The sequence below is a fragment of the Pseudomonas sp. NFX1 genome, assembly GCF_051123555.1.
Lineage (GTDB): Bacteria > Pseudomonadota > Gammaproteobacteria > Pseudomonadales > Pseudomonadaceae > Aquipseudomonas > Aquipseudomonas capeferrum.
Genome location: NZ_CP169366.1, coordinates 1,066,954 through 1,086,356 on the forward strand (window position 1 = coordinate 1,066,954; position 19,403 = coordinate 1,086,356).

18 protein-coding genes are annotated in these 19,403 nt (G+C 63.6%); 5 read left to right on the forward strand and 13 right to left on the reverse strand.

From position 1 onward, the window contains the following. Nucleotides 1–36: 36 nt before the first annotated feature. Nucleotides 37–1,107 (reverse strand): 4-oxalomesaconate tautomerase, encoded by a 1,071-nt coding sequence (locus DJ563_RS04710; RefSeq protein WP_274100336.1) that lies wholly within the window; start codon nt 1,105–1,107, stop codon nt 37–39. 147 nt (nt 1,108–1,254) lie between these two features. On the opposite strand from DJ563_RS04710, the gene DJ563_RS04715 reads away from it, so the two are divergent. Next, a complete protein-coding gene (locus DJ563_RS04715; protein WP_033697311.1) occupies nt 1,255–2,148 on the forward strand; it encodes a LysR family transcriptional regulator in 894 nt (297 codons plus the stop codon). Between the two features lie 84 nt (nt 2,149–2,232). Here the strand turns inward: DJ563_RS04715 and DJ563_RS04720 are convergent, their stop codons facing one another. Together DJ563_RS04720 and DJ563_RS04725 are read right to left on the reverse strand one after the other, a co-directional pair. Then, nucleotides 2,233–3,645 carry a purine-cytosine permease family protein gene (locus tag DJ563_RS04720; RefSeq protein ID WP_258714734.1) on the reverse strand — a complete coding sequence of 471 codons (1,413 nt, stop codon included), beginning with the start codon at nt 3,643–3,645 and terminating at the stop codon, nt 2,233–2,235. A 312-nt stretch (nt 3,646–3,957) separates the two neighbouring features. After that, nucleotides 3,958–4,413 (reverse strand): Lrp/AsnC family transcriptional regulator, encoded by a 456-nt coding sequence (locus DJ563_RS04725; protein WP_434518917.1) that lies wholly within the window; start codon nt 4,411–4,413, stop codon nt 3,958–3,960. A 111-nt stretch (nt 4,414–4,524) separates the two neighbouring features. Here DJ563_RS04725 and DJ563_RS04730 point away from each other — a divergent pair, with 111 nt between their 5' ends. From DJ563_RS04730 to DJ563_RS04740, 3 genes are all read left to right on the forward strand, one after another. Further along, nucleotides 4,525–5,139, forward strand: a complete 615-nt coding sequence (locus DJ563_RS04730; protein WP_434518918.1) for a LysE family translocator — start codon at nt 4,525–4,527, stop codon at nt 5,137–5,139. Nucleotides 5,140–5,205: 66 nt separating this feature from the next. After that, on the forward strand, nt 5,206–5,838 hold the full coding sequence (locus tag DJ563_RS04735; protein ID WP_033697315.1) for a LysE family translocator: 633 nt from the start codon (nt 5,206–5,208) through the stop codon (nt 5,836–5,838). Nucleotides 5,839–5,924: 86 nt separating this feature from the next. Further along, nucleotides 5,925–8,090, forward strand: a complete 2,166-nt coding sequence (locus DJ563_RS04740; protein WP_434518919.1) for a response regulator — start codon at nt 5,925–5,927, stop codon at nt 8,088–8,090. Nucleotides 8,091–8,097: 7 nt separating this feature from the next. On the opposite strand, the gene DJ563_RS04745 is transcribed toward DJ563_RS04740, so the two are convergent. The 10 genes from DJ563_RS04745 to DJ563_RS04790 all read right to left on the reverse strand — a co-directional run bounded on the left by DJ563_RS04745 (nt 8,098) and on the right by DJ563_RS04790 (nt 17,660). After that, a complete protein-coding gene (locus tag DJ563_RS04745; RefSeq protein ID WP_434518920.1) occupies nt 8,098–10,281 on the reverse strand; it encodes a response regulator in 2,184 nt (727 codons plus the stop codon). A 186-nt stretch (nt 10,282–10,467) separates the two neighbouring features. Then, on the reverse strand, nt 10,468–11,031 hold the full coding sequence (locus DJ563_RS04750) for an NUDIX hydrolase (protein ID WP_033697318.1): 564 nt from the start codon (nt 11,029–11,031) through the stop codon (nt 10,468–10,470). A 2-nt stretch (nt 11,032–11,033) separates the two neighbouring features. Continuing rightward, the gene (locus DJ563_RS04755) at nt 11,034–11,798 is read right to left on the reverse strand and encodes a GntR family transcriptional regulator (RefSeq protein WP_033697319.1); all 765 of its coding nucleotides are present in this window, start codon (nt 11,796–11,798) and stop codon (nt 11,034–11,036) included. An 88-nt stretch (nt 11,799–11,886) separates the two neighbouring features. Continuing rightward, nucleotides 11,887–12,276: a carboxymuconolactone decarboxylase family protein gene (locus tag DJ563_RS04760; RefSeq protein WP_033697320.1), complete on the reverse strand. Its 390-nt coding sequence runs from the start codon at nt 12,274–12,276 to the stop codon at nt 11,887–11,889. A gap of 84 nt (nt 12,277–12,360) precedes the next feature. Next, nucleotides 12,361–12,846, reverse strand: a complete 486-nt coding sequence (locus DJ563_RS04765; protein WP_033697321.1) for a flavin reductase family protein — start codon at nt 12,844–12,846, stop codon at nt 12,361–12,363. Nucleotides 12,847–12,859: 13 nt separating this feature from the next. Next, entirely contained in the window at nt 12,860–14,341 is a 1,482-nt protein-coding gene (locus tag DJ563_RS04770; RefSeq protein ID WP_047583887.1) for an aldehyde dehydrogenase, read from the reverse strand. Next, nucleotides 14,338–15,171 carry an alpha/beta fold hydrolase gene (locus DJ563_RS04775; RefSeq protein ID WP_033697323.1) on the reverse strand — a complete coding sequence of 278 codons (834 nt, stop codon included), beginning with the start codon at nt 15,169–15,171 and terminating at the stop codon, nt 14,338–14,340. Before DJ563_RS04775 ends, DJ563_RS04770 begins: the two co-directional genes overlap by 4 nt. Nucleotides 15,172–15,239: 68 nt before the next feature. Further along, nucleotides 15,240–15,836: an amino acid synthesis family protein gene (locus tag DJ563_RS04780; RefSeq protein WP_003256068.1), complete on the reverse strand. Its 597-nt coding sequence runs from the start codon at nt 15,834–15,836 to the stop codon at nt 15,240–15,242. A gap of 231 nt (nt 15,837–16,067) precedes the next feature. Continuing rightward, nucleotides 16,068–17,108 (reverse strand): LLM class flavin-dependent oxidoreductase, encoded by a 1,041-nt coding sequence (locus DJ563_RS04785; protein ID WP_043203125.1) that lies wholly within the window; start codon nt 17,106–17,108, stop codon nt 16,068–16,070. A gap of 66 nt (nt 17,109–17,174) precedes the next feature. After that, nucleotides 17,175–17,660: a flavin reductase family protein gene (locus DJ563_RS04790; RefSeq protein ID WP_033697327.1), complete on the reverse strand. Its 486-nt coding sequence runs from the start codon at nt 17,658–17,660 to the stop codon at nt 17,175–17,177. Nucleotides 17,661–17,976: 316 nt separating this feature from the next. On the opposite strand from DJ563_RS04790, the gene DJ563_RS04795 reads away from it, so the two are divergent. After that, nucleotides 17,977–19,380: a purine-cytosine permease family protein gene (locus tag DJ563_RS04795; protein ID WP_274100222.1), complete on the forward strand. Its 1,404-nt coding sequence runs from the start codon at nt 17,977–17,979 to the stop codon at nt 19,378–19,380. Nucleotides 19,381–19,403 lie beyond the last annotated feature (23 nt).

The window sequence follows — 19,403 nt, forward strand, 5'->3', positions numbered from 1 at the left end:
GCGGATGCGCTTTGGGTTGAACATGTGCAGTACGCGCTAGCTGGCAAGGCGGCGCATTGTCGGGGCATACACGTAACCTGAAAAGAGCCGGCGGGCAGTGCGGATCACCGACGCCTGCAGCTTGCCGCCGTCGCGGCTCAAGGCCACATCGATGACGCCGCTGGGGTGCTCCAGCCGTACTTCGGACAGTTGCAGGGCGTGCTCGCCCAACAGTTGGGCGGTCACGGTGCCGGGGGTCACGCAGGCAGTGGCCAGGCCAATCGCGCCAGTGATCGCCAGCGCACGGTGGCAGTTGTGCGGCATGAAGTAGCGCACCTGCAGCGTGCCGTCGCTGGTTGGCGGCGACACCACCACCGGTTTCGGGATCACCATGCCACGCACATCACCCAGGCCCATGGCCCGGCCCGCCTGCAACCGCAGCGCTTCCAGGCGCTTGAGCAGAGCGCTGTCGGCATCCAGGGCGGCAGGGCGCTCGTTACCGGCCAGGCCCAGCTGGCTGGCTTCGATGATCATCAGCGGCATGGCCATGTCGATGCAGGTGACGGCCGTGCCGTCGAACACATCGCGGGCCTGCCCGGTCGGGAACAGTTTTCCAGTCTTGCTGCCGACCGCATCGAGGAAGGTCAGGTGGATCGGCGCGGCCGTGCCGGGTACGCCGTCGATAGCGGTGCGGCCTTCGTACTTGACGGTGCCGCCAGGGGTTTGCACCAGCGAGGTGACGAAGGTCTGGGTATTAATGTTGCGAATGCGCACCAGGGTTTTGTCGCCTTGGGCTTTCACCAGCCCCTGTTCGATGGCAAACGGGCCGACCGCACACAACATGTTGCCGCAGTTGGGCGCGGTGTCGACGCGTCGCTCGGCGACCATGACCTGCACGAACAGGTAATCGACGTCGGCGTCCGGGTGCAGGGAGGGGCTTACGATCGCCACCTTGCTGGTTTGCGGGCTGCCACCACCGATGCCGTCGATTTCCAGCTCATGGCCAGACCCCATCAGGCTGATCAGTACTTCGTCGCGCTCCACCACATTGGCCGGCAGGTCCCAGGCATGGAAGAAAGGGCCTTTGGAGGTACCGCCGCGCATGAGCACACAAGGGATTCGTTGCATGACTACTGACTCTCGTTGATCAATTGGCATCATTGATGTGTTGAGAGAAAGAGTGACAGGCGTTGATAAATCAATCCAATGCAAATATCGTAGCGATTAATGCATGTAGTTGAATAATTGCCGACGCTATGAAGTGGAGTCAAACCTGTGGAATATGAGCTGCAAGATATCCGTTCTTTCGTGAAAATCGCCGAACTCGGCAGCTTTCATGAAGCAGCTGAGGCCCTGCACCTTTCCCAACCAGCACTCAGCCGGCGGATCAAGAAGCTGGAAGAGGGCCTGGGCACGCCTTTGCTCGAACGCACCACGCGTCGGGTTGGCCTGACCAGTGTCGGCCGCGATTTCCTGCCCAAGGCGCGGCGCCTGCTCGATGACTTCGAAGACTCGATCCTGAGTATCCGCGAACTGGCCGAGCGTCAGACCGGGCAAGTCACCCTGGCGTGCATCCCGACGGCGGCGTTCTACTTTCTGCCCACCGTGATTCGCCAGTACAACGAGCAATACCCGAAAATTCGTATCCGCCTGCTCGACCTCAGCGCCAACGATGGCCTTGAAGCGGTCTTGCGCGGCGAGGCCGATTTCGGCATCAACATGATGAGTGGCCAGCACCCGGACATCGAGTTTGTGCCGCTGGTCAACGAGCATTTCGTGCTGGCCTGCCGCCGCGATCATGAACTGGCAAGCCGCGAATCGGTGACCTGGACGCAGCTCGCTGACCACCGCCTGATCGGCGTGGGGCGCCTGAGTGGTAACCGCATGCTGCTGGACCACGCCTTGTCGGGGCTCAACATTCGGCCCAAATGGTTTTATGAGGTGCAGCACCTGTCCACTTCGCTCGGCATGGTCGAGGCAGGGCTTGGTGTGTCTGCGATGCCCAGCCTGGCCATGCCGGCAGCGGACCACCCGACGCTGGTCAGCGTGCCCCTCACCGACCCACAGGTGACGCGAACTCTGGGCCTGGTCTACCGGCGTGGGGCTTCGCTGTCGCCGGCTGCAGAAAAGTTCGTGTCGATCCTGCTGGAAAAATGGCGAGGCGGTTAAAAACGCCGTGCGGGGCGTCAGAAACAAACCGGCCCGTGTTGCCACGGGCCGGTTGCTGGTGATGCAGGTTGGCTCAGCGGGCGATCAGACGCCCATCGCCAGCTTGGCGCTGGTCTGCCGACGACGATAGGCACTGTCGCGGCTCGCCAGCCACCCGTACAGCGGCGAGGTGACCAGCAGCCCGACCAGCCACGACAGGTCGGCACCGTTGATGTGCTCGGAGATCGGCCCGACGTACAGCGGCGTGTTCATGAACGGGATCTGCACCACGATGCCCACCGCATAGGCAATCAGCGCCTGTGGGTTGTAGCGCCCGTAGATGCCGCCATCGACCTTGAAGATCGACTGAATGTCGTAGTCGCCCTTGTGGATCACATAGAAGTCGATCAGGTTGATCGCGGTCCAGGGCACCAGCACCACCAGCAGCACCAGCACCATGTCGACGAAGTGGCCGATGAAGTCCTTCGAGGCGAACACCGCTACCACACTGCAAGCCGTCAGCACGATCAGCGACAGCACCGCGCGGCTCTTGGCGGTGGGGATCCAGCGGTGGGCGAAGGTCTGGATCAGGGTGATGATCGACAGCACCGCGCCGTACAGGTTGAGGGCGTTGTGGCTGATCACGCTGAGCAGGAACAGCACCAGCATGATCGGGCCGAGGGTGCCGGTGGCGAGCTTGACCGCGTCCATGGTGTCCATGCCGGCCGGGATCGCCAGCACCGCCACGGCGCCGAAGATGAACGACAGGCTCGAACCCAGGGCCGAGCCCAGGTACGTGGTCCAGAAGGTCGATGAGACTTTCACGTCAGCCGGCAGGTAGCGCGAGTAATCCGACACATAAGGGGCAAAGGCGATCTGCCACAGCGCCGCCAGCGACACGGTGGCCAGCCAGCCGGCCAGGTTGAAGCCGCCGCGGGTCAGGAAGTCGTCGCTTTGCACGTGGCTGAAGATGTAGCCGAAGCCGACCACGATGCCGATGCCCAGCACCCAGGTGCCGATGCGGTTGAGCACGTGGATGAAGCGGTAGCCGATGATGCCGATGATGCCCGATCCCAGCGCACCGATGACGATACCCACCGGTACCGGTACGGCCTCGACCACACCATGCAGCGACTTGCCGGCCAGGACGATGTTGGAGGCGAAGAAGCCGATGTACATCACCCCGGCGATCACCACCACCAGCAGCGCACCGAGCGAGCCGAACTGGGCGCGGCTCTGGATCATCTGCGGGATGCCCATCTGCGGGCCCTGGGCCGAGTGCAGCGCCATCAACACCCCGCCGACCAGGTGGCCGACCAGGATGGCGATGATGCCCCACACCAGGTTCAGGTGAAACAACTGCACGCCCAGCGCGCCGGTGACGATGGGCAGCGGCGCGATGTTGCCGCCGAACCACAATGTGAACAGATCCCTTACCTTTCCATGGCGGTCTTGCGGGGGCACGTAGCCGATCGTGTGTTTTTCTATGAGGGGTGCCGTGTTGGCTGCACTGGTCATGACTGACTCCAAGGCAAGGTGGGGCAGGGGGTACTGCCCGGGGGCGTGCCGGCGAAGGGCAACGCGTTCTTGTTGGAGGGATGATGCGGGGAGTCGGGATAACGAGAAATTAGTAAATATGTGCCCATAAACCTTAAAAAACCTAAGGCTGACAAAAGGTTAAGGGACGAGTGGTAGCAAGGAGCGGGCCACCGCGCTGAAAGCCTTGAGGTTGGGGGCTGCAGGCTGTCGGGAAACAGCACAGGTGAGCCGGCGTGGTGCGCAGTGCGCGTTTCCAGTGCAGGTGAACAGGCGGTAGAAAATCAGAAATTGTCACTGCATCGGTAACAGCCGGTCCTGAATCACTTCCTTCATCACCAACGTCGAACTCAGCCGCTTCACATTGGGAATGCTGGTGAGGTGCTCGTCATATAGCCTCTGAAACGCTGGCAGGTCCTTCGCCACCACGTGCAGCAGGTAATCCGGGTCGCCGAACAACCGCTGCGCCTCGACGATCTGCGGGATCTCGGCCAGCGCTGCCTCGAAGTCCGCCACCGGCTGGCGCGTCACCTCGCGCAGGGTGACGAACACCAGCGCGGCAAAATTCAGCCCCAGCGCGGCCGGTGCCAGGCGCGCGTGGTACCCGAGAATGGCGCCGGTGTCTTCCAGCGCCTTAAGGCGACGATGGCAGGGCGACAAGCTCAACCCTACGCGGTCAGCCAGCTCGGTCACCGACAGGCGCCCGTCTTTTTGCAGCTCGGCAAGGATTTTTCGATCGGTCCGGTCCATTGAGAAGAATCTTCCAGTCTTTATGTAGTGATGGGGAATATACGAAAGAAAATGCCCCGGCGGAATCCGTAATCTTTCTGCACACCAAGACAAGACATAAGGAAGACTCAAGTGGCAATCAGTGTGCTGACGGCGTTCTGGGCCGTGTCGTTGCTGTTCGTGATCACCCCCGGCGCAGACTGGGCCTATGCCATCTCGGCGGGCATGCGCGGGCGCTGGGTGATGCCTGCGGTGGCAGGCATGTTGTCTGGGCACTTCCTGGCAACCCTGGTGGTGGCTGCGGGCGTGGGCAGCCTGCTCGCTGGGTACCCGCTGGCGCTGATGTTGCTGACGCTGGCGGGCTGTACCTACTTGCTGTGGCTGGGCGGCAACCTGCTGCTGAGCCCGGGTGTGCCGCAGGCGGGGCAGGACGGCGTGGGGGACTCCGGTTCGCGCTGGGCATTGAAGGGCTTTTGCGTGAGCGGGCTGAACCCGAAGGTGTTCCTGCTGTTTCTTGCCCTGCTGCCGCAATTCACCGACCCACACTCCAGCTGGCCCGTGCCGCTGCAGATCCTGTTGCTCGGGCTGGTGCACCTGTGCAGCTCGCTGGTGATCTATTCGCTGGTGGGCTATGGCGCCAAGGCCGTACTGAGCACCCGGCCTGGGGCGGCGAAGATGGTCGGACGGGTATCGGGCCTGGCCATGATCGCGGTGGCCCTGGGGCTGATTGCCGGGCAGTTGGGCTGAATCTACCGGCGCTGACGTGGCTCGGATACACTTGCCGCTTCTCTTCGCACAGCCAGGATGTGCCCCATGCCCGAAACCGCCCAACTGCTGACATTCGCGCTGATCTGCCTGGGCATGGTGCTGACGCCCGGGCCGAACATGATCTACCTGATTTCTCGCTCGATCTGCCAAGGCCGTAACGCCGGCTTGATATCCCTTGGCGGCGTGGCCTTGGGCTTCGTCATCTATATGCTCTGCGCGGCGCTGGGCATCACCGCGCTGGTGATGGCGGTACCGTTTGCCTATGACGTGCTGCGCATCGGCGGCGCACTGTACTTGCTGTACCTGGCCTGGCAGGCGCTGCGGCCTGGCGGTAGCTCGCCATTTCAGGTACGTGAACTGCCTGCCGACAGCCCGCGGCGGCTGTTCACCATGGGTTTTGCCACCAGCCTGCTGAACCCCAAGATTGCGGTCATGTACCTGTCGCTGATGCCGCAGTTCATCGAGCCCGGTCACGGCAGTGTACTGGTGCAGTCGCTGGTGCTGGGCTGCACGCAAATCGCGATCAGCGTATCGGTCAATGCGCTGATCGCCGTGATGGCCGGTTCCATCGCCGTGTTTCTCGGTGGCCGGCCCGTGTGGCAGCAGGTTCAGCGCTGGCTGATGGGCACCGTACTGGCCGGCCTTGCCCTGCGCATGCTGGCCGAAGGGCGCCGCTGAACAACCGCTGATTTCTGTGGAACGAACCGTTGATTGCAACGCTCCTATCGTAAGATGGATAGCAAGGTGCCCGGGGCTTCCCAGACATGAACCTGTTACAGCAACGCGATGCGCACACTCCGCCACTGCATTTTCTGCTCAACGGCGGCACCATCGGTGGTCTGCTGCAGTCGATGGACTGGAGCAGCTCGCCGCTCGGCCCCCCCGAGCACTGGTCGCCCCACCTGCAGGCGGTAATGGCTACATTGCTGCCGGCCCAGGCGCAGTTCGTGCTGTTCTGGGGCGAAACTTACGTAGCGCTCTACAACGATGCCTATGCACCGACCATTGGTACCAAGCATCCCCAGGCACTGGGGCGCCCGGCTGAGGACAACTGGCGTGAGCTGTGGGACGACCTTGAGCCGCTGCTGCGTGGCGTGCGTGAGACCGGCCAGACGTTTTCAGCCAAGGACCGCCCGTTCTATATAGAGCGTCGCGGTCTGGGTGAGACCGTGTACTTCGATGTCTCCTATTCCGCCGTGCGCGAAGCCGATGGCAGCGTTGGCGGGGTGTTGTGCCTCGTGACTGAAACCACCGAACGGGTTCGTTTCCAACAGCGCCAGGCGTTTTTGCTGGAGCTGGGCCGCACCTTGCCTGGGCTGGGTGAAGCGGAGCGTATCGAGGCCTATGTGGTGGCACGCCTCGCCCAGCACCTGGGGGCGACGCAGGTGTGTTTCGGCGAGGACCTGGGCGACGGCGCAGGTTACAAGGTTGCGCATGACTGGGCTGACGGCCTGCCTTCGAGGGTCGGCCAGCACCGCTACACCACGTTCGGAACATCGCTACGTGAGCAGTTGGTGGCGGGTAAGGTGGTACAGCAGGCCTATGACAGCGCATCGGCGCCGCTGAGCGGCTTGTGTAGTACGCTGCATGTGCCGGTGCTGCGCGCCGGCCGCTTGGAAGCCATGCTTGCCGTGCACTTTCACACGCCACATCACTGCTTCGAAGACGAGTGCCAACTGGTCGAGGATGCCGCCAAGCAAGCCTGGGCGGCCATTACCCATGCCCGTGCAGAGCGTGCCCTGCACCTGCTCAACGAAAGCCTGGAGGAGCGCGTCGCGGCCGTGCTGGCCGAGCGCGAGGCGGCGATTCTGCAACTGCATGAAGCGCACAAGCTGGAGATGATCGGCCAGTTGACCGGTGGCATCGCCCATGACCTCAACAACATGCTCACGCCAATTATCGCCTCCTTCGAATTGATGCGTCGGCACCCGCAATCCGAGCGAGCCCCCCGCTTGATCGACGGTGGCCTGCAAGCCGCCGAGCGGGCGCGCAACCTGGTGGGGCGCTTGCTGAGTTTCGCCCGTCGACAGACCCTCAAGCCACAAGCCGTGTCGCTGGCTGCCTTGGTGGAGGATATGCGCGAACTTATGGCGCGCTCGCTTGGGCCGACCATTGCCGTGCAGGTGCAAGTCGACCCGTTGCTGCCCGCCGTGCTGGTCGATCCGCATCAACTGGAGCTGGCGCTGCTCAACCTGGTGGTCAATGCCCGCGACGCCATGGCCGGCGGCGGTGCCCTGAGCATCGTCGCCGGGCTCGATGCCGACGGCCCGCCGAACCCGATGGGCATGACGGGCGCGCCGTTGGCCTGGCTGCAGGTTCGCGACAGTGGCAGCGGCATGAGCGATGAGCAGCTGCGCCGCTGCGTCGAGCCATTCTATTCCACCAAGGGCGTGGGCAAGGGCACCGGCCTTGGCTTGCCGATGGTGCAGGGGCTGGCGGTGCAGTCGGGTGGTGGCTTCGCGATTCGCTCGCAGCAGGGGGAGGGGACTGTGGCCACGCTGTGGTTGCCGATCAGCGATGTCGCCGCGGTTGGCCGTGACAGTGACAGTGCAGAGGCGCCACTGGCCGACCGTGCCAGCCGAATTCTGTTGGTGGACGACGAGGAGATCGTGCGCCATGCCACGGCCTTGCAGTTGCGCGACCTGGGTTACGAGGTGTGCGAAGCGAGCAGTGCCGCGGCAGCGCTGCAGCGGGTGGAGCAGGGCTGGCAGCCGGACGTGCTGGTGACAGACCACGTCATGGCCGACATGACCGGGGTGCGTTTTGCCCAACAGATGCGCGAGCGCCAGGCTGACCTGCCGGTGTTGATCATCACCGGCTATGCCAACCTTACACCCCGCGAGCTCAAGGGCTTCGAGGTGTTGCGCAAGCCGTACCGGCGCGCCGAGCTGGCGCAGAGTGTGGCGCGGTTGCTGGCCGCCCCGCGTTAGCCGCTGTTCAGCTTCCCAGCACCTTGGCCAGCACCTGGCACACCTGCTCGGCCGAGTACGGCTTGGCCAGGAAGGCAAAGCCCTGGTGGCCGCCTTCGGCAATCGCATCGCTGTAGCCCGAGGTGAGGATCACCGGCAGTTGCGGGCGTTGGCGCCGCAGTTCGCGGGCCAGCGCCAAGCCCCCCATGCCGGGCATGAGCACATCGGAAAACACGGCATCGAAATCGCCCGCCGGGCCGGCCAACAAGGCCAGCGCTTCCTCTGCCGAATTTGCCCAACTGATCCGGTAGCCGTGGTCCTCGAGAATCTGCGCGGTGAACGTGCAGAGGTCGGGGTTGTCCTCCACCACCAGTATCCGCCCTCGCGCCTTGCCGACCTCGGGTTGGGTGGGGGCGGCGGTGACGTCGGCCGGTTCGGCAGGCGGGGCCTCTTGCGGCAGGTACAGGGTGAACGTTGTGCCTTCGCCCTCGACGCTGACCACGGCTACATCGCCACCGGACTGCTTGGCGAAACCAAACACCTGGGACAGGCCAAGCCCGGTCCCTTCACCGGGGGCCTTGGTGGTGAAGAAGGGGTCGAAGATGCGGTCGAGCAACTTCGCGGCAATGCCGATACCGCTGTCCACCACCGAGATGGCCGCAAACGTGCCCGCTGGCGCAGGCTGACCACGCAGCGCGGGCATGTGCTGATCGGCCAACAGGCGCAGGCGCAAGGTGCCTTCGCCGGCCATGGCATCGCGGCCGTTGAGCATCAGGTTGATCACCGCCGTTTCCAGTTGGCTGAGGTCGGCGCGGATATGGCAAGGCGCGTCGGGCAGTTGCAGTTCCACCTTGATACGCGCCCCGGTGGCGGTATCGAGCATCTCGGCCATGGCCTCCAGGCGGGGCCCGGCCTCGAACACTTGCGGGCTCAATGCCTGCCGGCGGGCGAAGGCGAGCAACTGGCCGGTCAGTTTGGCGCCGCGGTCGACGGTGTCGGCCATGGTCTTCAGGTAACGTTCGCGACGGCTTTGCTCAAGGTCGGGGCGCTGCAGGAAGTGCAGCGACGAGCGGATGATGGTCAGCAGGTTGTTGAAGTCGTGCGCCACGCCACCGGTGAGCTGGCCGATGGCTTCAAGCTTCTGCGCTTGGCGCAAGACGGCTTCGGTGTGCAGCAGTTGGCTGGTGCGTTGGTCGACGCGCTGTTCCAGCGTGGCATTGAGCGCCTCCAGCGCCGCCATCGCCTCGCGCACTTCGGCATGGGCCTGGACCCGCTGGATATGCGACCAGCAGCGCTCGGTCACCTCGCCGATCAAGCGCAGCTCGTAGCCGGTCCACACCCGGGGCGCCTTGTCGTGGATGGCCATCAGTGCGGTCAGGCGACCGTCCTTGATCAGCGGCATGCAGATGGTCGCGGTGATGCCGATGGCCTGGAAGGTCGCCGCTTCTTCGGCGGCCAGTTCGCTGAGGTTGTCGTTGATGACCAGCGGCTCGCCAGCGCGCAACTGGCTGACTGCCAGGCGGCCGAAGTCGGCCAGGCGGTATTGGCCAATCAACCGTGGCGAACCGGCTGCCACGGCGTCGCCGCAGATGTTGAAGCCATCCTGGTCGGCATCCATGACCGCGTAGGCGCAGCTGGAAAGCTGCAGGTGCTCGACCAGCATGCGCGTGGTGATGGCCATGATCCGCTCGGGGTCGGTGGCGTTGGCCACCTCGCGGCCCAGGCCGTCGAGGAAGTTGAGGCGCTGGCTGTTGACCACGCTGGTGGTGGTTTCGGTCACGGTGTCGAGCATGCCCAGTACGCTGCCGTCCTCGCCACGGATGGGGCTGTAGCAGAAGGTGAAATAGGCGCGCTCCGGGCCACCGTTGCGGTCGATGACCAGCGGGAAGTCTTCGATGAACACCGCTTCACCGGCCAGGGCGCGGTCGGCCATGGCGCCGATCTCGCCCCAGGCTTCCTGCCACACCTCGCTGAACGGGCGGCCCAGGGCCTGCGGCTTGCTGCCGAGAATCTCGGTGAAGGCGTCGTTGTAGAGGGTAATCAGCTCATTGCCCCATAGCACTGCCTGCGGGAAGCGCGAGCCCAAGCACAGTGCCACCGTCGTCTTGAGTACGCTGGGCCATGCCTGCAGCGGGCCAAGTGGGGTGCTGTGCCAATCATGCTGGCGGATGTGTTCGGCCATCAGCCCGCCGCCATCTAGCCATTTCGCCATGTGCTCTGCCGATCCTTTTGCCTGGGAGCATAAGGGTGCACCGAGAATGGCCAATTGGCGAGGCCTTTATGTCGCCTTGTCCGGCCCTTTCGCGGGGCAAGCCCGCTCCCACAGGTGCCCCTCTGCATTCGGATTCAAAGGTGGCCTGCGGGAGCGGGCTTGCCCCGCGAAAGGGCCGGACCAGGCTCAGCGAATGAAGTGCACCTTGCCGGTATCGTCGTTGCCCATGTAGATGCCGTAGACCCCCGCCTGGCGCTCAAGAATGTAACGCTCGAGAATCTGCCGGATCGCCGGGTAGTAGATTTCGTCCCAGGGGATTTCCCCCGGTTCGAAGAACTTGTAGGCCAGGGTCTCCGGCCCGAACTGCCCGGTCTCCTGGGTGGCGATGGCGCGGAAGATGATGTACACCTCGCTGATCTTGGCCACGCTGAAGATCGAATAGGGCGAGACGATTTCGGCGTGCACGCCGCTTTCTTCCCACACTTCGCGCAACGCCGCCTGCTCGGTGGTTTCGCCTGCTTCCATGAAGCCTGCAGGCAAGGTCCAGGTGCCAGGGCGCGGCGGGATGGCGCGCTGGCACAACAGGTACTTGCCATCGCGCTCGATGATGCAGCCGGCGATGATCTTCGGGTTGATGTAATGGATGTAACCGCAGGCGGTGCAGCGCAGGCGTTCGTGGGTGTCGCCTGTGGGAACGCCCCGAGCCAGTTCCGTGGTGCAGTGCGGGCAGTAGCGCGGGGCGTTGGGCATGGTCAGCGGCCTATGCGGGGTTCTATACGGGGTTCTTTGAGGGCCAGGGGCTCGACCATGTCGCGCACCTTGGTGTTGTCATCCTGCTTCTGGCGCAGGTAGTCCAGGGCTACCTTGGCGGCAGCGCGGACGTGATCGACCGAGGCCTGGTGGGCAACCAGCGGGTCGCCGCCCTTGATCGCCTCGACGATCTTTTCCATCTCCCGGTTGCTGGCACCCCGGCGGTTCTCTTGCGAGACCGAGGTGGCACGCAGGTAGCTGATGCGTGCCTGCAACTGGCGCAGCTGCTGGGCGGCGACCTGGTTGCCGGAGCCTTCCAGCAGCACGTCGTAGAAGCCTTGCACCGAGTCGAGCACCTGTTGCAGCTCGCCTTCTTCCAGCGCTTCGCGGTTGACCTCCAGCGCGCGTTCCAGGGCGCGGATGTCCTTGGCCTTGGCATTGAGCGTGAACAGCTGGACGATCAGGCCTTCGAGCACGCAGCGCAGCTCGTAGATATCGCGGGCATCTTCCAGGGTAATGATTGCCACGCGCGGGCCTTTGGCATCGGCGAATTCGACCAGGCCTTCGGATTCCAGGTGGCGCAGCGCTTCTCGCACCGAGGTACGGCTGACCCCGAGGCGGTCGCAGAGGTCGCGTTCTACCAGGCGGTCACCCGGCAGCAGATGGAAGTTCATGATCGCGGCGCGCAGCTTGTCGAGCACGATTTCGCGCAGGGTAACGGGGTTGCGGTTGACCTTGAAGCTGTCGTCGAGTGGCTGGCGTTTCATCAGGTGCGCTCTTTATGAGGCTGTTGCGCCAACATCGCGGAGTGCCTGGAACCTTGGCACTCCTTGCAGTGGTTCGAACAGCCCGTTGTTAACGGGTTGACTCCGCATCGGCTTCGGCGAACGCTTCGCGGGCCAGGCGGAAACTGTCCACCGCCGCGGGTACGCCGCAATAAATGCCGACCTGGAGCAGGATCTCGCGAATCTGTTCACGGCTCAGCCCATTACGCAATGCGCCGCGGATATGCAGCTTGAGTTCGTGGGGCCGGTTGAGCGCGGAAATCATGGCCAAGTTTATCATGCTGCGCTCTTTGAGCGACAAGCCATCGCGGCCCCAGACATGGCCCCAGCAGTACTCGGTGACCAGCTCCTGCAGCGGTTTGGTGAACTCGTCGGCGTTCTGGATGGAACGGTTGACGTACTCCTCGCCCAGCACCTGGGTGCGGATCTGCAGGCCTTTCTCGTACTTTTCGTTGCTCATGCACTGTACTCCGGAAGAAAACAGGGGCCGCTACCGAGGGTGAGGCGATAGCGCGGCCCCTAAAAGCAGGACGGTCGGGGTCTGTCAGCCAAGTGGCGGCAGGGCGCCCAGCTTGCCCCGGTGATAAACCATCGGCGTCACCGGCGCAGCCGGCAGCACCAGGTTCTTCACCGCGCCGACGATGATCGCGTGGTCACCGCCGTCGTACTCGCGCCACAGTTCGCACTCGATGATCGCCGTGGCCTTGGCCAGCAACGGGTTGCCCAACTCGCTCAGGTGCCAGTCGATGCCTTTGGCTTTCTCCTTGCCCTTGCCGGCAAACGCATAAGCCTCGGCAGTCTGGTCGGCAGACAGCAGGTGAATGGCGAACTGCTTGCTGTCACGCAGGATCGGGTAGGTGTCGGAGGCGTAGTTGGGGCAGAACAACACCAGCGCCGGCTCGATCGACAGCGCGCTGAACGCGCTGGCGGTGATGCCGACGATGCCGCCGTCGGCGTCCAGGGTGGTGACCACCGTAACGCCGGACGGGAACGAGCCCATCACGTCTTTGTAGATGCCTGGTTCGATCATCTCGTGCTACCTCTCAACGCATCACAAACGGGTCGGGCATGGGCGCGGTGGACAGGTTGATCCACACGGTCTTCAGCTCGGTATAGGCCAGCACCGAATCGATGCCGCTTTCACGGCCGTAGCCGCTGTTCTTGAAACCACCGATCGGCGCCATGGCCGAGACCGCGCGGTAGGTGTTGACCCAGATGATGCCCGAGCGCACGTCGCGGGCCAGGCGGTGGGCGCGGCCCAGGTCGCGGGTCCAGATGCCGGCGGCGAGGCCGAACTGCGAGTCGTTGGCGATTTCCAGGGCCTCTTCCTCGGTCTTGAAGCGGATGACCGCAGCCACCGGGCCGAACACCTCTTCCTGCATGATGGTCATGGCGTTGCTGTCGCACTCGAACAGGGTCGGCTCGTAGAACCAGCCGTCACCCTCGACCTCGGCACGCTTGCCGCCCAGGTGCAGCTTGGCGCCTTCGGCCTTGGCCGCGGCGACCAAACCTTCGACCACGGCCAGTTGCTGGGCGGTGGCCATCGGGCCCATTTCACTGGCCTCGTCCTGCGGGTTGCCGATGCGGATGCGCTTGGCACGCTCGACCAGGCGGGCGACGAACTCGTCGAAGATCTCGTCCTGCACCAGCAGGCGCGAGCCGGCCACGCAGCTTTGCCCGGAGGCGGCATAGATGCCGGCCACGGCGCCGTTGATGGCGCTGTCCAGGTCGGCGTCGGCAAAGATGATGTTCGGCGACTTGCCGCCCAGCTCCAGCGACAGCTTGGCGAAGTTCTCGGCGCTGCTGCGCACCACGTGGCGGGCGGTGGCGGCGCCGCCGGTGAAGGCGATCTTGCGCACCAGCGGGTGGCGGGTCAGCGCCGCGCCGGTGCTTGGGCCGTAGCCGGTGACCACGTTGACCACGCCCGGCGGGAAGCCGGCCTCATGGGCCAGGCGAGCCAGTTCGAGGATGGTCGCCGAGGCATGTTCGGACGGCTTGAGCACGATGGTGTTGCCGGCGGCCAGGGCCGGGGCCAGCTTGATCGCGGTCAGGTACAGCGGGCTGTTCCACGGGATGATCCCGGCGACCACGCCGATCGGCTCGTGCACGGTGTAGGCGAACAGGTCCGGCTTGTCCAGCGGCAAGGTGCCGCCTTCGAGCTTGTCGGCAAGGCCTGCGGTGTAGTGGAAGAACTCTGGCAGGTAGCCGACCTGGCCGCGGGTTTCGCGGATCAGCTTGCCGTTGTCACGGCTTTCCAGCTGGGCCAGGTGCTCCTTGTTCTCGGCGATCAGGTCACCCAGGCGGCGCAGCAGCTTGCCGCGCGCGGTGGCGGTGATGCTGCGCCAGGCTTTGCTGTCGAACGCGCGCTGAGCGGCCTGCACGGCCAGCTCCACATCGGCTTCGTCGGCGTCGGGCAGTTGCGCCCAGGCCTGGGCGGTGGCCGGGTTGAGGCTGTCGAAGGTCTTGCCGCTCTGGGCATCGAGCCATTGGCCGTCGATGCACATCTGGAAACGTACGAGGGTCATGCAACAATCCCCTTGGCGGATTCGGTGAGGGTGCGGGCTTGCTTGAGGAAGTCCAACAGCATCTTGTTGACTTCACGCGGTGCTTCCACCGGCATCATATGCCGTTGCTCGGCGAGGACCACGCTGTGCGCGCCCGGAATGCTGGCGGCAAGCTGGCGGGTCATGGCCGGGGTGGAGCCCGAGTCGAGTTCGCCGGTGGCGATCAGTGTCGGCACCTGGATACTGCCCAGGTCGCTGGCGCGGTACATGTCCTGGGTGGCGAACAGCGAATAGGTGGTGTGGTAGCCCTGCGGGTCGTTGCTCGCCAGTACCTGGCGAATGGCGGCGACCTGGGCCGGGTTGGCGGCCTTGTATTCGCGGCTGAACCAGCGGTCGAGGGCGGCGTCGACGTTGGCGTCGGGGCCCAGTTCTGCAGCCTGGGCGGCGCGGGCGATTACCCCGGCACTTTGCTCGGGGGTGCGGTTGAACACACTGTTGAGCACCACCAGCGCCGCCAGCCGTTGCGGGTAGGCGAGGGCGAAGGCGCGGGCTACCAGGCCGCCCATGGAGAAGCCGATGACGGTTGCCTGGGCAATCTGCAGGTGGTCGAGCAGCTCGGCGAGTTGGGCGGCGTAGCCTTCCAGGCTGGTGTCGGCGGCTGGCAGCGCGCTCTGGCCGTGGCCGAGCATGTCATAGGCGATGACGCGGTAGTCGTTGGCCAGGCCAACGAACTGACCACCCCACATTTCTTTATTCAGGCCCACGCCGTGGATCAGTACCACAGCCTGGCCCTGGCCTTGAACCAGGTAACTGGTCCCGGCCGGTGTACGTTCAGCGACAGGCTGAATCATGGAGGGCGCTCCTTGAAGGTCGGGCGCGGCGGGTAAGCACGCCACGCCCCGGCCCGTCTTGGTTGTTGTTATTGAGCGTTGGCTTTTTCGGCAGCCAGTTCTTCCAGGTCGATGTAGCGGTTACCAATGCGCGGGTGCAGACGGCCACCGTCGGCGGCGCCCAGGACCACGACGATTTCGTCGGCACGTGGGGCGTCTTCGATCTGCATTTCCAGGGTGATGTAGTGCGAGCGCAGGCCTTCGTCGTCTTTCTGCATCATCGGGATCTGGATCGAGGTACCTGGGCCGCCGCGCTTGTTGGTGAAGCTCAGGTAGCTCTTGGCCTGCACCGCTTCGCGGTAGTGGTTGCCAAAGCGCAGGGTGTGGATCACGGCAGAGGCGTGCTCGATTTCGCCATCAGCGCCGACCACTGCGGCTTTACCGTAGGCTTCGATCTTGTCGGCACCGCCGATGGCGGCGGTCAGGCGCTCGACCATCAGCGCACCCAGCTCGGAGCAGTTGGCGCGGATTTCCGGCTTCAGATCTTCAACAAAACCGCGACCGGCCCATGGGTTTTTGATCACCACGGCCAGGCCGACCATGGTCACCGGTTTGTCGGTGGCCTTGCCGCCTTCGATGCGGGTCTCTTCGGAGTAGGTGACGATCTTGCGGATTTCGAAACTCATGGGTGGCTCCTGGTGAGGGTTATCAGCTCTTGTTGTCTGATGGTATACCATAATATTTGTTGCGCAAGAGGGGGCTGGAAAAATCTCTTGCCGGGGGACGAAAGGCGTCTTGATCCCTTGATTTGCGCGGCGTCTGTACTGGCCGAAAAACTCAAAAAAATGCCCGCTCGCGAGGGCCACAAGGACCCCCGGGAGCGGGCTGATCCCGCAACTACTTCAGGCAAAGGGAATTCAGGCGAACGCCGGCACCACTTCGTTGATGAACAGCTCGAGCGACTTCTTCTTCTCGGCGTGGGGCAGGCTGTTGTCGCACCAGAAACTGAACTCGTCGACGCCCAGTTCCTGGTAGTACTTGATGCGCGCGATGATTTCTTCGGGTGTACCGATCATGGTGTTCTTGCGGATGTTCTCCAGCTGGAACGCCGGCACTTCGGCAAACTTCGACTCCGGGCTTGGCGCAAGGAAGCCATTGACCGGCACGGTCTTGTTGCCGAACCAGGCATCGAAGGTGCGGTAGAAACGCGAAATGGCCTGGGCGCCGACCTTCCAGCCTTCAGGTTCGGACGGGCTGTGCACGTGGGTGTGGCGCAGCACCATCAGTTGCGGGCGTGGCACATCCGGGTTGTTGTCCAGGGCCGCCTGGAACTTGTTGCGCAGGTCCAGCACTTCTTCATCACCCTTCATCAACGGGGTGACCATGACGTTGCAGCCGTTGGCCACGGCGAAGTTGTGCGAGTCCGGGTCGCGGGCGGCGATCCACATCGGCGGTTCGGCGTTGAAAGGCTTCGGTACGCTGGTGGAGGTGGGGAACTTGTACACCTCACCGTCGTGGGCGTAGTCGCCTTCCCACAGCTTGCGCACCACCGGCACCATTTCGCGCAGGGCCTTGCCGCCGTCGGTGGCGGGCATGCCATTGGCCATGCGATCGAACTCGAACTGGTAGGCGCCACGGGCCAGGCCCACTTCCATGCGGCCGTTGCTGATCACGTCGAGCAGGGCGCATTCGCCAGCCACGCGGATCGGGTTCCAGAACGGCGCGATGATGGTGCCAGCGCCCAGGCGAATCTTCTCGGTGCGCGCAGCGAGGTAGGCCAGCAGCGGCATCGGGCTTGGCGAGATGGTGTATTCCATGGCGTGATGTTCGCCGATCCACACGGTGCTGAAACCGCCGTGCTCGGCCATCAGGGTCAGTTCGGTCAGGTCTTCGAACAGCTGGCGATGGCTGACCTGTTCATCCCAACGTTCCATGTGTACGAACAACGAAAATTTCATGGGGCTTTCCTCGGAGCTTGAAAGTCTCGCCTGGCGCACCAGGCGTCAGTAATAAGGCTAGGTGCTTCAGGCGAAGGCGGGCAGGCTGGCCATCTTGCCGCGGCAGTAGATCATCGGCTGCGGGGCTTGCTCGGGGACGATCAGGTTGTGCACTTTGCCGACCATGATGGCGTGGTCGCCACCTTCGTATTCACGCCACAGTTCGCATTCGATAATGGCGGTGGCATTGGCCAGCAACGGGTTGCCCAGGGCGCTGAGGGTCCACTCGATGCCGGTGGCCTTGTCCTTGCCCTTTTTCGCGAAGGCATAGGCTTCGGCTTGCTGTTCACCGGACAGCAGGTGAATGGCGAAGCGCTTTTGCTTGATCAGCACAGGGTAGGAGTCGGAGCTGTAGTTGGGGCAGAACAGCACCAGTGGCGGGTCCATCGACAACGAAGAGAAGGCGCTGGCGGTGAGGCCGACGATCGAGCCGTCGTCGTCCAGGGTGGTGATGACGGTGACGCCTGAGGGGAAGGAGCCCAGGACGTTCTTATAGACGGTTGCGTCGATCATGGCGTGTACCTCGAAAGGGGTAGCGGTGGGCCGCTTTTTATCGTTGATGTGTCTGATGGTATACCGTAATACTCGATTTGCAAGCGGAATTTTCTGCCGTGCAAAATTCGCGATGAATGGCGCAAAGCCGCGTGAATAGGGGGTTTGGAGAAAGCGAGACGCCCTGAGCGCGGCTGCTGAACCGGATCAGTTGAAGATTTTTAGACCGAATCAGTGTTGTCAAAAGTTTGGAATACCATAATATGGTCCGCAGCTGAGAGGCCGCCTAGACGCGGTTTCCTTACAAAGATAAAAACGACCTTTCGAGCTGAAAACCATGTCCCAACCGTCATCGCAACACCAGTTTGTCGAGAATCACACGGTCGATTACGTTCCACCTGCCGAGCGCCATGGGAAGGCGCGCGACCTGTTCACCCTCTGGTTCAGCACCAACATTGCGCCACTGCCCATCGTCACCGGCGCCATGGTGGTCCAGGTGTTCCACCTGAACCTGTTGTGGGGCCTGGTCGCCATCGTGCTGGGCCATCTTGCCGGGGGGGTGGTCATCGCCCTGGCTTCTGCGCAGGGACCGCAGCTGGGCATTCCGCAGATGGTCCAGAGCCGCGGCCAGTTCGGCCGCTATGGTGCCTTGCTGATCGTGTTCTTCACGGCGCTGATCTACGTCGGCTTCTTCATTTCCAATATCGTGCTGGCGGGCAAGACCATCCACGGCATTGCCCCGAGCGTGCCGATGCCCGGTGCCATCGTCATCGGCGCCCTCAGCGCGACGGCCATCGGCGTGATCGGCTACCGCTTCATCCATATCCTCAACCGCATCGGTACCTGGGTTATGGGCTCGGCGCTGCTGGCCGGTTTCATCATGATGTTCGTCCAGGAGCTGCCGGCTGATTTCTTCAGCCGCGGGGCGTTCAACCTGTCCGGCTTCATCGCCACCGTGTCGCTGGGCACGATCTGGCAGATCAGCTTCTCGCCGTACACCTCGGACTACTCGCGCTACCTGCCGAAGGAAGTCGGCATTGCCAAGCCGTTCTGGGCGACCTACTTCGGCGCCACCCTGGGCACCATCCTGTGCTTCAGCTTTGGTGCAGTGGCGGTGCTGTGCGTGCCAGAAGGCACCGACGCGATGGACGCGGTCAAGCAGGCCACGGGCTGGCTGGGGCCGATCCTGATGGTGCTGTTCCTGCTCAACATCATCAGCCATAACGCGCTCAACCTGTATGGCGCGGTGCTGTCGATCGTCACGGCCATCCAGACCTTCTTCGCCAAGTGGACGCCGAGCATCAAGGTGCGAGTGATTTTGGCCTCGGTGATTCTGCTGGGCTGCGGGATGGTTGCACTGAATGCTTCGGCGGGCTTCATCGGCCAGTTCATCGGCCTGATCCTGGCGCTGCTGCTGGTGCTGGTGCCGTGGGCCTCGATCAACCTGATCGACTTCTACCTGATCAAGAAGGGCCAGTACGACATCGCGTCTATCTTCAGTGCCGACGGCGGCATCTATGGCCGCTTCAACCACCACGCGATCATTGCCTATGCCTGCGGGATTGCGGTGCAGTTGCCGTTTGCCAACACCGCGCTGTATGTGGGGCCGTATTCGAACCTTGTCGAAGGGGCTGATTTGTCCTGGTTGATCGGCTTGCTGGTGACGGTGCCGCTGTATTACTGCCTGGCCACGCGGGGGCAGGCGGTCAATCGTGCGCGGGTTATCAGCGTCAACGACTGACAGTTGCAAAGGGGGCCGCAAGG

What these genes read in the sequence shown, in the direction of transcription:
- DJ563_RS04710 (WP_274100336.1), bottom strand. Translation starts at nt 1,107, where the DNA reads ATGCAACGAATCCCTTGTGTGCTCATGCGCGGCGGTACCTCCAAAGGC.
- DJ563_RS04720 (WP_258714734.1), bottom strand. Translation starts at nt 3,645, where the DNA reads ATGACCAGTGCAGCCAACACGGCACCCCTCATAGAAAAACACACGATC.
- DJ563_RS04725 (WP_434518917.1), bottom strand. Translation starts at nt 4,413, where the DNA reads ATGGACCGGACCGATCGAAAAATCCTTGCCGAGCTGCAAAAAGACGGG.
- DJ563_RS04735 (WP_033697315.1), top strand. Translation starts at nt 5,206, where the DNA reads ATGCCCGAAACCGCCCAACTGCTGACATTCGCGCTGATCTGCCTGGGC.
- DJ563_RS04740 (WP_434518919.1), top strand. Translation starts at nt 5,925, where the DNA reads ATGAACCTGTTACAGCAACGCGATGCGCACACTCCGCCACTGCATTTT.
- DJ563_RS04745 (WP_434518920.1), bottom strand. Translation starts at nt 10,281, where the DNA reads ATGGCGAAATGGCTAGATGGCGGCGGGCTGATGGCCGAACACATCCGC.
- DJ563_RS04750 (WP_033697318.1), bottom strand. Translation starts at nt 11,031, where the DNA reads ATGCCCAACGCCCCGCGCTACTGCCCGCACTGCACCACGGAACTGGCT.
- DJ563_RS04755 (WP_033697319.1), bottom strand. Translation starts at nt 11,798, where the DNA reads ATGAAACGCCAGCCACTCGACGACAGCTTCAAGGTCAACCGCAACCCC.
- DJ563_RS04760 (WP_033697320.1), bottom strand. Translation starts at nt 12,276, where the DNA reads ATGAGCAACGAAAAGTACGAGAAAGGCCTGCAGATCCGCACCCAGGTG.
- DJ563_RS04765 (WP_033697321.1), bottom strand. Translation starts at nt 12,846, where the DNA reads ATGATCGAACCAGGCATCTACAAAGACGTGATGGGCTCGTTCCCGTCC.
- DJ563_RS04770 (WP_047583887.1), bottom strand. Translation starts at nt 14,341, where the DNA reads ATGACCCTCGTACGTTTCCAGATGTGCATCGACGGCCAATGGCTCGAT.
- DJ563_RS04775 (WP_033697323.1), bottom strand. Translation starts at nt 15,171, where the DNA reads ATGATTCAGCCTGTCGCTGAACGTACACCGGCCGGGACCAGTTACCTG.
- DJ563_RS04780 (WP_003256068.1), bottom strand. Translation starts at nt 15,836, where the DNA reads ATGAGTTTCGAAATCCGCAAGATCGTCACCTACTCCGAAGAGACCCGC.
- DJ563_RS04785 (WP_043203125.1), bottom strand. Translation starts at nt 17,108, where the DNA reads ATGAAATTTTCGTTGTTCGTACACATGGAACGTTGGGATGAACAGGTC.
- DJ563_RS04790 (WP_033697327.1), bottom strand. Translation starts at nt 17,660, where the DNA reads ATGATCGACGCAACCGTCTATAAGAACGTCCTGGGCTCCTTCCCCTCA.
- DJ563_RS04795 (WP_274100222.1), top strand. Translation starts at nt 17,977, where the DNA reads ATGTCCCAACCGTCATCGCAACACCAGTTTGTCGAGAATCACACGGTC.